Source organism: Streptomyces sp. NPDC005728 (genome assembly GCF_040630895.1).
Classification (GTDB): Bacteria; Actinomycetota; Actinomycetes; order Streptomycetales; family Streptomycetaceae; genus Streptomyces.
This window is the reverse complement of sequence record NZ_JBEXYL010000016.1, coordinates 96,140-109,843: the sequence shown is the minus strand read 5'-3', so window position 1 is coordinate 109,843 and position 13,704 is coordinate 96,140. Positions and strand designations below refer to the sequence as shown.

The window sequence follows — 13,704 nt, the reverse complement described above, 5'->3', positions numbered from 1 at the left end:
CAGGTGGGGTGACGCCTCGGTAGCCACAGGTGGGCTTGCTACTGGTCAGAGATTGGTCACGCTCCGGCGACCGACGCCAGGTAGGCCTGCGTCCTCTCCGGCTCGTAGAAGAAGTTCTCGAAGTCGGCCGGATCGTCGAAGGCGTTGGCGAAACGATCAGCCACGGGCGGCAACTGGCCGGCCGCGCCCAGGAGGTTCAGGACGTGCTCCGGCGGCGGGGCCAGCATGGCGTTGGTCCACTTGGTCACGTGCGACGCGGTTGCCCAGTACCGGTCGAACGTCTGCCGCATCCACTCCTCGTCGAACGGCTTGTCCTCCCGCTCGAGGATCGAGGCGAGGTACGCGGCCGCGCACTTGGACGCCGAGTTGGAGCCCTGCCCGGTGATCGGGTCGTTGGCGACGACCACGTCGGCCACGCCGAGGACCAGACCGCCGGAGGGCAGCCGGCCGATGGGGTTGCGGACGGTCGGGGCGTAGCGGCCCGCCAGCGTGCCGCCGGCGTCGGTCAGTTCGACCTTGGTGGCCCGCGCGTACTCCCACGGAGTGAACTTCTCCATGAGTTCCAGGGTCAGGGAGAGGTGTTCCGCCGGGTCCTTGACGCCGTTGAAGGCGTCGAGCGGGCCGCCGGGTATGCCCTCCCAGAACAGGATGTCGGCGCGGCCGGAGGTGGTGAGCGTCGGCATGATGAACAGCTCGCCTACGCCGGGGACCACGTTGCAGCGGACCGCGTCGAAGTCCGGGTGCTCGGGGCGCGGGCCCAGGCCGTGGACGTACGAGACGGCCAGCGCGCGCTGCGGCTCGCTGTACGGGGAGCGCTCCGGGTCGCGGGTGAACATCGACACCAGCTCGCCCTTGCCGGCCGCGACCAGGACGAGGTCGTAGGTGCGGGAGAAGTAGTCGAGGTCGCCGACCGCCGCGCCGTGGATGACCAGCTGGCCGCCGCGCTGGGCGAACGTCTCCATCCAGCCGGCCATCTTCACCCGCTGGTCGACCGACTGGGCATACCCGTCGAGCCTGCCCACCCAGTCGATCGCCCGCTGCGAGGGGCCCGGGTCGAAGGAGCCCGGGGCCGCGACCGAGACGCCGAGTCCTTCGATCTTCGGGGCCTGGGACTCCCAGAAGTTCAGCTGGAGATCGCGCTCGTGCCGCAGTGCGGTGTCGAACATGCACTGGGTCGACATGACCCGGCCGGAGCGGATCTCGTCCGCGGTCCGGTTCGACATCAGGGTGACCTCGTAGCCGTGCGACTGCAGGCCGAGGGCGAGCTGGAGTCCGGACTGGCCGGCTCCGACGACGAGTATCTTCCGCATGCGGGTGGGGCTCCTAGATCGGGACTACTCGGGGGTTTCGTCCAGCGCGTGGGCCACCAGGGCCAGAAGGGTCTCGACCACCGAGATCCGGCGCCGCGCGTCCATGATCATGACAGGAATGTGCGCGGGGATCGTCAGTGCCTCCCGCACGTCCTCCGGGTCGAACAGCTCGCTGTCGTCGAAGTGGTTGACCGCGACGACGTACGGCAGTCCGCAGCTCTCGAAGTAGTCCAGAGCCGGGAAGCAGTCCTTCAGCCGGCGGGTGTCGGCCAGGACGACGGCGCCGACCGCCCCGCGCACCAGGTCGTCCCACATGAACCAGAACCGCTGCTGGCCCGGCGTGCCGAACAGGTAGAGCACCAGGTCGTCGTCGAGCGTGAGGCGGCCGTAGTCCATGGCCACCGTGGTGGTCACCTTGCCGGGCGTGGCGGACAGGTCGTCGGTGCCCTCGCTGGCCTCGGTCATCAGCGCCTCGGTCTGCAGCGGCGTGATCTCCGAGACGGCCGTGACCAGGGTGGTCTTGCCGACGCCGAAGCCTCCCGCCACCACGATCTTCGTGGCTACGGGCGCCCGGGTACGGTCCTTCTGCCAGGCCTTCAGGTCCTCGTCGGGCTCGGTGAAACCGGCGACGAGGGGGGTGACGCCGGCGGCGTCAGAGACGGCGGAGTCCACTCAGCACCCTTTCCAGCAGAGCGCGGTCCGGGCGGCCGGTGCCGTGACCGGTGCCGGTGCCGTACACACGGATCTTTCCCTGGTCCGCGAGGTCGCTCAGCAGGACGCGGACCACGCCGAGCGGCATCTTCAGCAGCGCGGCGATCTCGGCCACCGTGCGCATACGGCGGCACAGTTCGACGATGGCCCGCATCTCCGGCATGACCCGGGTGGTGAGGGACCCGTTCGTCAGTTCCTTGCGCTCCTGGGCGGCTTCGAGGGCCGCCGTGCCGGCGGTGCTTCCCACGAACGTCTCCACGAGGAGGACGTGGCCGAAGCGGGTACGGCCGCCGGTGAGCGAGTAGGGGCGGACGCGGGCGGGTTTGCGGCCACCGCCGCGCACGGGGAGCTGCTCCCTGGCCGTGCCGCTCATCGGGCGCTCCCGGTCGGCTCGGCCTCCAGTGACTTCCGTAGCTCGCTGCGGAGTTCGGGGGTCAGGACGTGGCCGGCGCGGCCGACGAAGAGCGCCATGTGGTACGCCACCACGCTCATGTCGCACTCGGCGGAGCCGTGCACGCCGAGCAGCGAGCCGTCGCTGATCGACATCACCAACAGGCTGCCCTCGTCCATCGCGATCATCGTGTGCTTGACCCCGCCGAACTCCATCAGCCGGGCGGCGCCGACGGTAAGGCTGCCGATGCCGGAGACGATGGTGGCGAGGTCGGCGGAGGAGCCGCGTGGACCCTTCGCCGGGCGGGCCCGGCGGGACTGCTCGGCGTGGCCGGGGTCGGACGAGAGAAGGAGCAGGCCGTCCGAGGAGACCACGGCGACGGACTGGATTCCGGGGACTTCCTCGACCAGATTGGTCAGCAGCCAGTGCAGGTTGCGGGCCTCACTGCTCAGTGCGAAGGTACTGGGCGCGGTCAACTGCTTGCCTCCTCGACTGTGCCCCCCGTGTCTACTTCGGTACGTTCTGAGATCTCTGCCTCTACGTCGCGATAGCCGGCCTGTGCTCCCTGGCGGAAGCCGCCGAGCCTGCGGCGGAGGGCTTCGGCGTCCACGCCTGCGCTGCGCTGGCGCGGCGGTGCCGTGGGCGAGGTGATCCTGGGCGTGCGCTTCGGGAGGCCCTTGCTGGTGAGCGCCCCGGCTTCGCCTTCGGCGTCTTCGTTCCCACCCGCACCCCCCGTGCGGCTCTCGACGTCGGGTGCGGGTGGCCCCTGTGGGGCGTCCCCGCCGTCGGCGGCCGCGGCATCCGTCGTGACCTCCGGGAGCATCAGCTCCATCGTGGTCTCGGCGAAGGTCTCCACCGGCTCCTTGGGCCGGGCCGGCGCCTCCCCCGTGTCCTGCTCCACCGCGTCGGCCCGTACGTGCACCTCCGGCCCCGTCCCGGCCACACCCGCGCGCATCCCAGTGGCCCCGGACTCCCGCAGGGCCGCACTCGCGGGCGTCTCAGCGACCCCGGGCTCCCGCTCGGCCGCACCCGCGGACATCCCGCCGAGGCCGGACTCCCGCACGACGCCGCCTACAGGCATTTCCCCGGTCCCGGACTCCCGCTCGGCCGCACCCGCGGGCATCTCGCCGGTGACGGACTCCGACTCGGCGCCGCCCGCGGGCATGCCGCCCGTGGCGGGATCCGGGTCAGTCGGGGTGTCGGGGGCTTCGCGGAGGGCTTGTTCTGCCAGTGCCACCAGCAGATCCGTGTCCTTGTCCCTCGTGCGGGACTGCAGGACGTTGGAGTTGACCTCGGCGGCGGCGCCGGGGAGGGAGAAGGTCTGGGGGGTGTCCGAGAGGGTGGCCGGGGGCGGGACCGGTGCCGCGGGGGCCTCGGTGAGGAGGGTCCGGGGCAGGACCATGACCGCCGCCACCCCGCCCTGCTTCTGCTCGCGCAGCTGGACCCGGACGCTGTACCGGTGGGCGAGGCGGGCCACCACGTACAGGCCGAGGCCGAGGCCGTCCTCGCCCTCCTGGTCGTACGGCGACTCGGGGTCGAAGTCGGCGAGGCGGGAGTTGAGGCGGTCGAGCCGGTCGCCCGCCATGCCTATGCCCTCGTCCTGGACGGACAGCATGACCTCGCCGGACTCCAGCAGCCAGCCGGAGACCTCGACGGGCAGGTCGGGCGGCGAGAACGAGGTGGCATTCTCCATGAGTTCGGCAAGGAGGTGGGAGAGGTCGTCGGCTGCGAAACCCGCCAGGTGGGCGCGCGGAGGCAGGGCCGCGATGCGGACGCGCTCGTAGCGTTCGATCTCGCTGACCGCCGCGCGGACCACGTCGACCAGCGGTACCGGGCCGTGGTGCGGCTGGACGTGCTCGGTGCCCGAGAGGACCAGAAGGTTCTCGCTGTGGCGGCGCATGACCGTGGCGAAGTGGTCGAGCTTGAAGAGGGTGGCCAGGCGGTCGGGGTCCTGTTCGCGCTCCTCCAGGCCCTCGATGACCGCCAGCTGGCGCTCGACCAGCCCCAGGGTACGCAGGGCGAGGTTGACGAACGTGCCGCCGATGCTGGTGCGCAGCCGCTCCAGCTGGGCCGCCGACTCGGCGAGTTCGGCGCGCAGTTCCTCGCGGGCGTCGGCCATCTTCTGCCGCTGGCCGACCAGGTGCTTGCGGTCGGTCTCCAGAGTGGTCACCCGCTCGTGCAGGGCGACCGCGTGCGCGTGCAGGGCGTTGACCGAGCGGACGACCTGGGCGAACTCGTCGTTGCGGCCGGTGAAGGTGATCGGTTCCTGGGCCGCCGGGTCCTCGGCCCCGGCCAGCCGGGCCGAGCCGCGGCGCAGCACCGACAGCGGGCGGGTGAGGGTGCGGGCCATGGCGGTGGCGACACCGACGGCGACCAGCATCAGGGCGCCGAGGACGGCGATGCGGATCTCCAGGGCGGTGACGTCGTCGTCCCGGAGCTTCGCGAGGTCCCTGGTGCGGTGGTCGTAGAGGGCCGCCTCCGCGCCCCGCATCAGGTCGACCCGGGCGGACAGGGCAGCGTCCAGCTTCTTGGTGCTGGTGGTGGGCTCGCTGCCGCTGAACGCCGGCTGGTCGGTGAGGGCGGCCAGGTACTTCTCGGCGGAGTTGACCTCGGGTCCGGTGACCGTGGAGTCGTACGAGTCGACGGCCGCCAGGGGCGCGGTGTCCCGGAAGCCGGCGAGGGCGGCGTCCGCGCGCAGCCGTGCCTGCTGGGCGGCGGCGGTGAGCGCGTCGCGCTGCCTCTGGTCGGCCTCGGTCGGGACGGTGGTCGTGGTGGGCAGACCGGTGGTGGGGTTGATCACCGTCCGGGTGGTGGACGGGATGTTGAGCGCGGCCAGCAGCAGACCGCGGGCGGCCGCGGACTGCTGGACGGCGGTGTCCAGTTCGGCGAGGGAGTAGGCGCCGGAGCCGGCCCGCGGGGGCAGCTGCTCGGCCAGGTCGTCGGCGAGCCGGTGCAGTTCGCCGATGGTGGCCGAGTACGCCTGGTGGGTCTGCAGCGCGTTCGTCTTGCCGGTGAGGGCGGCGCGACGGACGGCCGCGATGCCGTCGAGGTCGGTGCGCAGCGAGGCCGAGGTGTCGGTGTCGGCGCGCAGGTCCTCGATCTGGCGGTCGACGCGGGCGCTGCGCTGCTCGGTGGGCGCCTTGGACTTGGGCCGGCCGGCGGCGATGTAGGAGGTCACCTCGTCGCGTTCGTCGGCGAGCGAGTGGGCGAGCGCGAGCGCGTCCTGGGTTCGGGCGGCCAGCGTCACCAGGTCCTGGGAGTCGCTGACGTCCTGGGAGGCGGTGAGCAGCGAGGGTGCTCCCGCTCCGGCGATGGCGGCGGCCACCACGGCCGCGGCGACGATCAGCCGGGTGCGCACATGGGTGGGACGGCCGGTGCCCACGGGGGTCTGCTCGGCGGCCCCCGCGGGGGCCGTCTGCCTGCCTGTGCGCCGAGGCCGCTTCATCTGCACCGGTGCTCGCATTCCTGAACTCGTCTACCCAAGGACCCGGGTGGCGGCCCGTCGTCTCGGTGCCCAGTGGTGCGTACACCCGGTTCGTACGGTTCCCGACCCTCCCAGCGCCGGTGGGCAGGGGTCGGTCATCGCCTGACCCGCCACCCGAAGGAGTGAACATCGGAGGGGAGTTGACGGGCAAGTTCCTCTGGCGCGTGCAGCACTCCTGTACGGCGGGCCGGTTGGACGGGCGCGGCAGGCTTTGACAGTATTCGCCGCCACGCCTTCCCGGAGCATGCGATTTCACCCCAAACCAGGCGGCCGGCCTGCGCGGCCGTGCCCATCCCGCGACGCTTGCCGACCTTTGACGCAGCCTGTGAAGGGCTCGTGCAGACTGGCCGGATGCGAACTGATCTCGTCTCGGAACCCGGCGACGCGACCCGCCCCAACGAGGACTTCGCCGGAGTCGGACTACCCGCGTCCGGTCAGGGAGGTTGCGTGATCTTGCTGGACGGAGTGACGCCGCCGAAGAGCGGGACGGGGTGTCTTCATTCCGTCTCCTGGTTCACGGCACGGCTCGGCGGCTCGCTGACCGAACTGACCGTTTCCGACCGAGATCTGACGCTCCCGGAGATTCTTTCGCAGGCGATCGGTCGAACGGCTGACGCCCATGCACACACCTGTGAGCTTTCTCACCCGCGAACCCCCCAGGCCACCGTCGTCCTGACCCGCTGGTCCGCCGACACCCTGGAATACCTGGTCCTGTCCGATTCCGCGCTGCTCCTGCAGTCGCCCGACGGCACGGTCGCGCCGGTCCTGGACGACCGCCTCGACCGGCTGCCGCGCTCCGCCCTGGCCACCGACGCCCTGGTCGACGCCAACCTGCGCAACAAGGAGGGCGGCTTCTTCACGGCCGCCGCCGACCCCGCCGTCGCCTCCCGCGCGGTCACCGGCACCCTTCCGCGCCACGAGGTCCGCGCGCTGGCCGCACTGACCGACGGCGCGACCCGCTGGACGGAGAAGTTCCACGAGGGCGACTGGACGGCCCTGTTCGAGCTGGTCGCCAAGGCGGGCGCCCGCTCCCTGGTGGACGCCGTGCGGGAACGGGAGCGGGCGGACCGGGAAGAGCGGGCGTTCCTCGGACGCAGCAAGACCCATGACGACGCGACGGTGGTGTACGTGGAGCTGTGAGGCTGCCGCGCCGTGCGGCCTACTTCGCCATGACCCCGTTCAACTGGTGCAGCAGCCTGGCCAGTTCGGCCACCTCGCGGCGGTCCCAGTGGGCGAGCTGGCTGACGTAGCGGGCGCGGCGGGCCTCGCGGACCTTGCCGACGCGGCCGCGGCCCTCGTCGGTCAGGGTGACCAGCCAGGCGCGGCCGTCGGCCGGGTCGGGCTCGCGGGCGACGAGGCCCAGCTCCTCCAGGGCGCGCAGCTGGCGGGACATGGTGGCCTTGCCGACACCGATGTAGGCGGCGAGTTCGGTGGCGCGCTGGCCGCCGAGTTCGTCGAGACGGATGAGCAGACCGTACGCCGAGGACTCGAGGTCGGGGTGGACCTCGCGGGCCATCTCGCCCTGGTTGGCCCGGGCGCGCCTGAGCAGCACGGTCAACTCGCGCTCCAGCGCCAGGAATTCCTGGTCTGCACCACTCGGCGCCACCTGCCCGGTGACGCGATGTCCGTCGCCGTTTCCGTCCTCGTGCACGTCAGCACCCCTGCTCGGTTTCGCTGTCCTGAAAGTTTCCGTCAAACGCCGCCATAGCCGCAGCTCCGTAAGTATTTCGCAGGCGTAGACCAACGGCGTCCTCCGGACCCCCTTCCCACGCCGTCATCTACGTGCGTAGCTTCTTTATCAGGCAATCAATGACATGCCCACGCCCAGATGGCCGTCCGTGGTCCCCCACCTCACTCCCCGGAGGCACGTCATGCCCGTGAACAGACCTGTTTCCCTCCGCCCACGCCCCCTCGCCGTCCTCGTCACCGCCCTGCTCGCCGCGCTCTCCCTCGCTCTCCCCCTCACCACCGCCCGGGCCGCGACCACGCCCAGCCGCGGCTCGGCGTACATGGGCATGGGAGTCCTGGCCCACGACGGCCGCGACGGCATCCCCAGCACCGAGGACGCCACCCGGACCGAGGGCGTCGACGTCTCCGGCTACCAGGGCAACGTCGCCTGGAGCACCCTGTGGAACAGCGGCGTCCGCTGGGCCTACACGAAGGCCACGGAGGGCACGTACTACACGAACCCCTACTTCGCCCAGCAGTACAACGGCTCGTACAACGTCGGCATGATCCGCGGCGCGTACCACTTCGCGACCCCGGACACCACGAGCGGCGCCACCCAGGCCAACTACTTCGTCGACCACGGCGGCGGCTGGTCCAGGGACGGCAAGACCCTGCCCGGCGCGCTCGACATCGAGTGGAACCCGTACGGCGCCACCTGCTACGGAAAGTCTGCCGCCGGGATGGTCGGCTGGATCGCCGACTTCCTGAACACGTACAAGGCGCGTACGGGCCGGGACGCCGTGATCTACACGGCCACCAGCTGGTGGACCCAGTGCACCGGCAACTACGGCGGTTTCGCCACGAGCAACCCGCTCTGGATCGCCCGCTACGCCTCCGACCCGGGGACGCTGCCCGCGGGATGGACGTACTACACGATGTGGCAGTACACCTCCTCCGGCCCGACCGTCGGGGACCACGACAAGTTCAACGGAGCACTGGACCGGGTGGTGGCACTGGCCAACGGCTAGCAACCGTGCGTGTGCGGCGGCCGTCCCCCTGCGAGTGGCCGCCGTTCGCTGCGTTGGTGCTCCGCGCCGGCCGGGATCATTCTGGTCAGGAGAGGAGCCTGGCGAGCAAGGGCGAGATGAGCGGCGATGGAGCGACACTCGACGTACACGGCCACGGCCACCATCGATGAGCAGGGCATCCTGACCAGCTGGAGCGAGGGTGCCCAGCGGCTGCTCGGCTACGAGTCCTCGGCGGTCGTCGGCCGGCCGGCCACCACGCTGCTCGCCGCCGAGGCCGGGGCGGCCCGGCGGACCCTGGCCGGGCGGGAGCGGTGGAACGGCACCGTACCCCTGCGCCACCGCGATGGCCGGCGCCTGGAACTGGGGCTCCTCGCGCACCGCCGGACGACGGGCACCGGCGCCACCGACTGGCTCGTGGTGACCGCCGTGGGTGACCGGCCGCAGCCGCCCCGCGGCGAACCCCTGGAGGAATGGACGTTCATCCAGTCCCCGTTCCCGCTGGCGATCTTCGACACCGAGCAGCGCCTGATGCGCGCCAACCGCCGCCTGGAACGCGTCCTGTCCCTGCCCGAGGCGGCGATGCGCGGGCTGCGCCTGCCGCACATCGCGCCCGGTCCCGCGAGCGACGAGGCCGACGGGGCGATGCGCCACGTGCTGGTGACCGGCGAGCCGCGCGAGGTGCAGGCCGGCCTCGTCCCGGACCTCGACCAGTCGACCGTCCTCACCCCGCTCAAGGACGGGACCGGCACGGTGCGGGCCGTCTGCCTCGCCGCGCACCGGCGCTCCCCCAGGTCCGCCACCCGGCAGGACACCGCGGGCGAGACCGGTTCGGCGGCCGGCATGGCCCCCGACCTCCGGCGCGCCGCGCAGGAACTGGCCGAGGCGACGGTCCCCCGGATCGCCGACTTCATGACCGTGGACCTGCTCGACTCCCCGCAGACCTCGGCCGACCTCGCCGACGCGTCGGCCGACCCGGTGGTCCTGCGCCGCGCCGCGCTGCGCGCCGTCCCCGGCCACGACCCGAGCGCGGCCGGAGCCCGGGTGGGCGAAGCGACCGCCTACGAGCCGGGTTCGCCTCCGGCGGAGTGCCTGGCCACCGGCCACTCCGTTCTCTACGACGTCTTGGACCCGATCGTCGCGGGGTGGGCTGCCGTGGACCCGACGGCCGCATGGCTGCGCGCGTACGGCACTCACTCGCTGATGGTCGTGCCGGTGCTCGCCGAGGGCAACACGCTCGGGGTGGCCGTCCTCGGCCGCCACCGGCGCCCGCAGCCGTTCGGTCCGGAGGATCTGCGGCTCGCCGGGGAACTCACGGCCGGGGCCGCCACCGGCCTGCACAGCGCCGGCCGGTACTCCCGAGCGCGCACCACCACCATGGCCCTGCAGCGCAGCCTGCTCCCGCACTCGCTGCCCGACCAGGCGGCCCTGGACATCGCCACCCGGTATCTGCCCGCGGCCACCCGGGCCGGCGTGGGCGGCGACTGGTTCGACGTGATCCCGCTGTCCGGAGCGCGGGTCGCCCTCGTCGTCGGTGACGTGGTCGGCCATGGCATCCGGGCCTCCGCCACCATGGGGCGGCTGCGTACCGCGGTGCGCACCCTGGCCGACGTCGACCTGCCCGCCGACGAACTGCTCACCCACCTCGACGACCTCGTCCTGCGGCTGGCCGCGGACGAGGGCAGCGCGGACCCGGGCGCCGACAGCGCCGGAGGCATCGGCACCACCTGTCTCTACGCGGTGTACGACCCGGTCTCGCGTCGGTGCACCCTCGCGCGGGCCGGCCATCCGCCGCCGGCCGTGGTCACCCCGGACGGCACGGTCCGCTTTCTCGACGTGCCCGCCGGCCCGCCGCTGGGGCTCGGCGGGCTGCCGTTCGAGGCCTTCGAGACCGAGCTGCCCGAGGGCAGCCTGCTCACCCTGTACACCGACGGACTGCTCGAAGCCCGCGACCACGACATCGACGAGGCGCTGGACAAGCTGTTCGCCGCGCTCGGCCGTCCCGCGCCGACGCTGGACACCATCTGCGACCGGGTCCTGACCGAGATGCTCAGCCACCGCCCCGACGACGACATCGCCCTGCTCATCGCCCGCACCCGGGCGCTGCACACCGACCGGGTCGCCGCCTGGGACCTGGACAGCGAGCCCACCGTGGTGGCCCGGGCCCGCAAACACACGAGCGACCAGCTCTCCGTGTGGGGGCTGGACGAGGCCTCCTTCACCACCGAGCTGATGGTCAGCGAACTGGTCACCAACGCCATCCGCTACGGCCGACCGCCCATCCAGCTCCGGCTCATCCACCAGAACTCCACCCTGATCTGCGAGGTCTACGACTCCAGCGGCACCACCCCGCACATGCGGCGCGCCCGGATCTTCGACGAAGGGGGCCGCGGCCTGCTGCTGGTCGCCCAGCTCGCCGAGCGCTGGGGCACCCGGCACGACCGGGTGGGCAAGACGGTGTGGGCAGAGCAGTCGCTGCCCGCGGGCTGACAGACCGCTGCCCCGCCGGGAGGGGCGGGGCAGGGGCCGGTCGGCCTGTTTCTGTGTTCGGTCGGCGCAATCAGTCGACGTCGCTCAGTTGACGACCACTCCTCCGGAGTCGTCCTGGGGCCCGGAGGGGGTGTCGGGGGTCGTCCCGCTGTCCGCAGGCGGGTTGTCCGCAGGCGGAGGGTTGTCCGCGGGCGGGTTGTCCGCGGGCGGAGGGTTGTCCGCGGGCGCGGGCTCCTGCGGGCTGGAGGGGTTGTCCGGCGTCGACGGGTCGCCGTGGCCCGTGTCCCCCTTGCCCCCCTTGTCCTCCGGAGTCGACGGGGTCGTCGGGCTGGGCTCGGGGCAGTGGCCGCCACCGCCGCCGCCACCGCCGCTGCCGTTGCTCCCGGCGCCGCCGTCCCGGCCGCCGCAGCTGCCCCGGCCGCCGCGTCCACCCGTGCCACCGGTGCCGCTCTGGCCCGGAGCCGTGCAGACCGGAGGAGAGCCGGTGCCGTTGCCGCCGTTGCCGCCGTCGCCTCCGTCGCCGCGCCGGCAGTAGTCGTCGTCGCCGTGGCCGCGATGTCGCTTGTCGTCGTGCTTCCTGTGGTCCTTCTTCCTGTCGTGGTCGCGGTGCTTGTCGCCGTGCTTGTCGTGGTCGCCGTGCTTGTCGTGGTCGCGATGCTTGTCGTGGTCGTCGTGGTGCTTCTTGTTACCGCTGTCGTGCACCTGAACCTGTCCTTGCGCCGCCGGTGCCGCGAACACCGCGCCCGCGGGGAGGAGTACGCCGCCTGCGGCGAGCAGGACGGAGACGGCGGCCGCGGCCAGAGTGTTCTTGCGGGCGTTGTTGCTCATGGTGGTTTCTTTCCTTTGCCGAGGGCTCGGAGATTCAGGGGTTCAGGGATTCGGGAATTCGGGAATTCGGGAATTCGGGTTGCGGGGATCCGGACTTTTCAGTCGTCGTTCAGCAGCACGGCCCAGTCCTCCTTGAGATACGCCTGCTTCCAGGTCTCGACCTTCTCCTTCGGGATGTCGTACTTCTTGGCGATCTGCTCCTCGGTCGCGCCGCCGTTGATCAGAACCAGCACGATCTTGACCCGGTCGGCCACGGTGAGCTTGCCCTTCGGCTTGTCCGGGAGATCGCTGTACCGGTCGCACTCGCGGGTTGCGGGCTTGCCGGGCTCACCCGGCTGACCGGTCCCGTCGCTGCTGTCCCCTCCCCTGCCGCCGTCGCCGCCCTTGCCGCACTCCGAGGAGTCGTCGGCGGAGGCGGACTGAGTGGTGTGGTGGGTTGCGGGCCGGTGGTCCGCCAGTGCACGGGAGGTGCATGTGGCGGTCGCGGCGACGGCCAGGGTGGCCGCGGTCAGGGCGATCGAGCGTCGCCAGAGTGTCCTGGTCATGAGGGTTCTCCTTGGGTCTTGGGGGACGAAACGGCGGGGGTGGAGGTCCTACGGGCCTTCACCCCCGCCGTCGGGGCCGTCAGGCGTTGCCGCCGGTCCGGTCAGGCGTTGCCGCCGTCACCGCCGTTACCGCCGGTCTCGCCGCCGGTACCGCCGTCGCCGCCGTTACCGCCCTGCTGACCGCCGTCACCGCCGTTACCGCCGTCGCCGCCGGTCTCGACGCCGCCACCGCCGTTGCCGCCGTCACCGCCGGTCTTGCCGCCGGTGCCGCCGTCACCGCCCTTACCACCGGTGTCGGTGCCGAACCCGCCGTCACCGCCGGCGCCACCCTTCTCGCCGCCGGTGCCGCCCTTACCGCCGTCACCGCCCTGGTCGCCGAGCCCGCCGTTGCCGCCGTCACCGCCGGTCTTGCCACCGGTACCACCGTCACCGCCCTTACCACCGGTGTCGCCGGTCCCGCCGTCACCGCCCTTACCACCGGTGTCGCCGCCGGTACCACCCTTACCGCCGTCACCACCGGTCTTACCGCCGGTACCACCCGTGCCGCCGTCACCACCGGTCTTGCCGCCGGTACCACCGTCACCGCCCTTACCGCCGGTGTCGCCGCCGGTACCACCCTTACCGCCGTCACCACCGGTCTTACCGCCGGTACCACCCGTGCCGCCGTCACCACCGGTCTTGCCGCCGGTACCACCGTCACCGCCCTTACCGCCGGTGTCGCCGCCGGTGCCGCCCTTACCGCCGTCACCACCGGTGTCGCCGCCGGTACCACCCTTACCGCCGTCACCACCGGTCTTACCGCCGGTACCACCGTCACCGCCCTTACCGCCGGTCTTGCCGCCGGTACCGCCGTCGCCGCCCTTACCGCCGGTGCCCTTCCCCTTGCCCTTGTCCTTGTCCTTGTCCTTGTCGCAGTGGTGGCACTTCTTGTCGTGGTGACCGTGCCGGTCGTGCCGGTCGCGGTCGTGCCGGTCGCGGTCGTGCCGGTCGCGGTCGTGCCGGTCGTGCTTGTCGTGGTGCTTGTGGTCCTTGTCGTGGGCGACCATCGCCACCGCTACGGAATCGGGCATACTGGCCGCCGTCGCCGCGGTGGCCGGGAGAATTACTCCTCCCGCGACCACCACGGCCGAAGCCACGATCGTCGCGATTCGAAAGCCCCGCTTGGGACGGTTCTGGCCGTGGTTCTTGTCGGTGCGCTGCATGGCTTTCTCCTACTCGGTGTCGGGCCTTTTCGGTGACCGGTGTTCCGGTG

The 13,704-nt window shown here is 71.9% G+C and carries 12 protein-coding genes; 3 read left to right on the top strand and 9 right to left on the bottom strand.

The window, feature by feature from the left end:
* Positions 1-56: 56 nt before the first annotated feature.
* From ABZ471_RS14195 to ABZ471_RS14175, 5 genes are read right to left on the bottom strand one after another with little or no spacing between them, the layout of a single operon-like run.
* Positions 57-1,310: a styrene monooxygenase/indole monooxygenase family protein gene (locus tag ABZ471_RS14195; protein WP_359066030.1), complete on the bottom strand. Its 1,254-nt coding sequence runs from the start codon at positions 1,308-1,310 to the stop codon at positions 57-59.
* 24 nt (positions 1,311-1,334) lie between these two features.
* Positions 1,335-1,982 carry an ATP/GTP-binding protein gene (locus ABZ471_RS14190; RefSeq protein WP_359066028.1) on the bottom strand — a complete coding sequence of 216 codons (648 nt, stop codon included), beginning with the start codon at positions 1,980-1,982 and terminating at the stop codon, positions 1,335-1,337.
* Positions 1,963-2,394 (bottom strand): DUF742 domain-containing protein, encoded by a 432-nt coding sequence (locus ABZ471_RS14185; RefSeq protein ID WP_359066026.1) that lies wholly within the window; start codon positions 2,392-2,394, stop codon positions 1,963-1,965. The genes ABZ471_RS14190 and ABZ471_RS14185 overlap by 20 nt, the downstream gene beginning before the upstream one ends.
* A complete protein-coding gene (locus ABZ471_RS14180) occupies positions 2,391-2,888 on the bottom strand; it encodes a roadblock/LC7 domain-containing protein (protein WP_359066024.1) in 498 nt (165 codons plus the stop codon). The genes ABZ471_RS14185 and ABZ471_RS14180 overlap by 4 nt, the downstream gene beginning before the upstream one ends.
* Positions 2,885-5,875, bottom strand: coding sequence for a nitrate- and nitrite sensing domain-containing protein (locus tag ABZ471_RS14175; protein ID WP_359066022.1), 2,991 nt, complete (start codon positions 5,873-5,875; stop codon positions 2,885-2,887). Before ABZ471_RS14175 ends, ABZ471_RS14180 begins: the two co-directional genes overlap by 4 nt.
* A 372-nt stretch (positions 5,876-6,247) precedes the next feature.
* On the opposite strand from ABZ471_RS14175, the gene ABZ471_RS14170 reads away from it, so the two are divergent.
* Positions 6,248-7,036 (top strand): protein phosphatase 2C domain-containing protein, encoded by a 789-nt coding sequence (locus ABZ471_RS14170; RefSeq protein ID WP_359066020.1) that lies wholly within the window; start codon positions 6,248-6,250, stop codon positions 7,034-7,036.
* Positions 7,037-7,055: 19 nt separating this feature from the next.
* On the opposite strand, the gene ABZ471_RS14165 is transcribed toward ABZ471_RS14170, so the two are convergent.
* Positions 7,056-7,547 carry a MarR family transcriptional regulator gene (locus ABZ471_RS14165; protein WP_359066018.1) on the bottom strand — a complete coding sequence of 164 codons (492 nt, stop codon included), beginning with the start codon at positions 7,545-7,547 and terminating at the stop codon, positions 7,056-7,058.
* A gap of 220 nt (positions 7,548-7,767) precedes the next feature.
* Between ABZ471_RS14165 and ABZ471_RS14160 the strand changes: the two genes are divergently transcribed.
* Both ABZ471_RS14160 and ABZ471_RS14155 read left to right on the top strand, forming a co-directional pair.
* Complete coding sequence (locus ABZ471_RS14160) at positions 7,768-8,592, top strand: lysozyme (RefSeq protein ID WP_359066016.1); 825 nt, start codon at positions 7,768-7,770, stop codon at positions 8,590-8,592.
* Positions 8,593-8,718: 126 nt separating this feature from the next.
* Complete coding sequence (locus tag ABZ471_RS14155) at positions 8,719-11,079, top strand: SpoIIE family protein phosphatase (protein ID WP_359066014.1); 2,361 nt, start codon at positions 8,719-8,721, stop codon at positions 11,077-11,079.
* A gap of 84 nt (positions 11,080-11,163) precedes the next feature.
* Here the strand turns inward: ABZ471_RS14155 and ABZ471_RS14150 are convergent, their stop codons facing one another.
* From ABZ471_RS14150 to ABZ471_RS14140, 3 genes are all read right to left on the bottom strand, one after another.
* Complete coding sequence (locus ABZ471_RS14150; protein WP_359066012.1) at positions 11,164-11,907, bottom strand: hypothetical protein; 744 nt, start codon at positions 11,905-11,907, stop codon at positions 11,164-11,166.
* 98 nt (positions 11,908-12,005) lie between these two features.
* Complete coding sequence (locus tag ABZ471_RS14145) at positions 12,006-12,452, bottom strand: hypothetical protein (protein WP_359066010.1); 447 nt, start codon at positions 12,450-12,452, stop codon at positions 12,006-12,008.
* A gap of 101 nt (positions 12,453-12,553) precedes the next feature.
* Positions 12,554-13,654: a hypothetical protein gene (locus ABZ471_RS14140; RefSeq protein WP_359066008.1), complete on the bottom strand. Its 1,101-nt coding sequence runs from the start codon at positions 13,652-13,654 to the stop codon at positions 12,554-12,556.
* Between the last annotated feature and the right edge of the window lie 50 nt (positions 13,655-13,704).

What these genes read in the sequence shown, in the direction of transcription:
- ABZ471_RS14160 (WP_359066016.1), top strand. Translation starts at nt 7,768, where the DNA reads ATGCCCGTGAACAGACCTGTTTCCCTCCGCCCACGCCCCCTCGCCGTC.
- ABZ471_RS14140 (WP_359066008.1), bottom strand. Translation starts at nt 13,654, where the DNA reads ATGCAGCGCACCGACAAGAACCACGGCCAGAACCGTCCCAAGCGGGGC.
- ABZ471_RS14175 (WP_359066022.1), bottom strand. Translation starts at nt 5,875, where the DNA reads ATGCGAGCACCGGTGCAGATGAAGCGGCCTCGGCGCACAGGCAGGCAG.
- ABZ471_RS14145 (WP_359066010.1), bottom strand. Translation starts at nt 12,452, where the DNA reads ATGACCAGGACACTCTGGCGACGCTCGATCGCCCTGACCGCGGCCACC.
- ABZ471_RS14170 (WP_359066020.1), top strand. Translation starts at nt 6,248, where the DNA reads ATGCGAACTGATCTCGTCTCGGAACCCGGCGACGCGACCCGCCCCAAC.
- ABZ471_RS14155 (WP_359066014.1), top strand. Translation starts at nt 8,719, where the DNA reads ATGGAGCGACACTCGACGTACACGGCCACGGCCACCATCGATGAGCAG.
- ABZ471_RS14195 (WP_359066030.1), bottom strand. Translation starts at nt 1,310, where the DNA reads ATGCGGAAGATACTCGTCGTCGGAGCCGGCCAGTCCGGACTCCAGCTC.
- ABZ471_RS14150 (WP_359066012.1), bottom strand. Translation starts at nt 11,907, where the DNA reads ATGAGCAACAACGCCCGCAAGAACACTCTGGCCGCGGCCGCCGTCTCC.
- ABZ471_RS14185 (WP_359066026.1), bottom strand. Translation starts at nt 2,394, where the DNA reads ATGAGCGGCACGGCCAGGGAGCAGCTCCCCGTGCGCGGCGGTGGCCGC.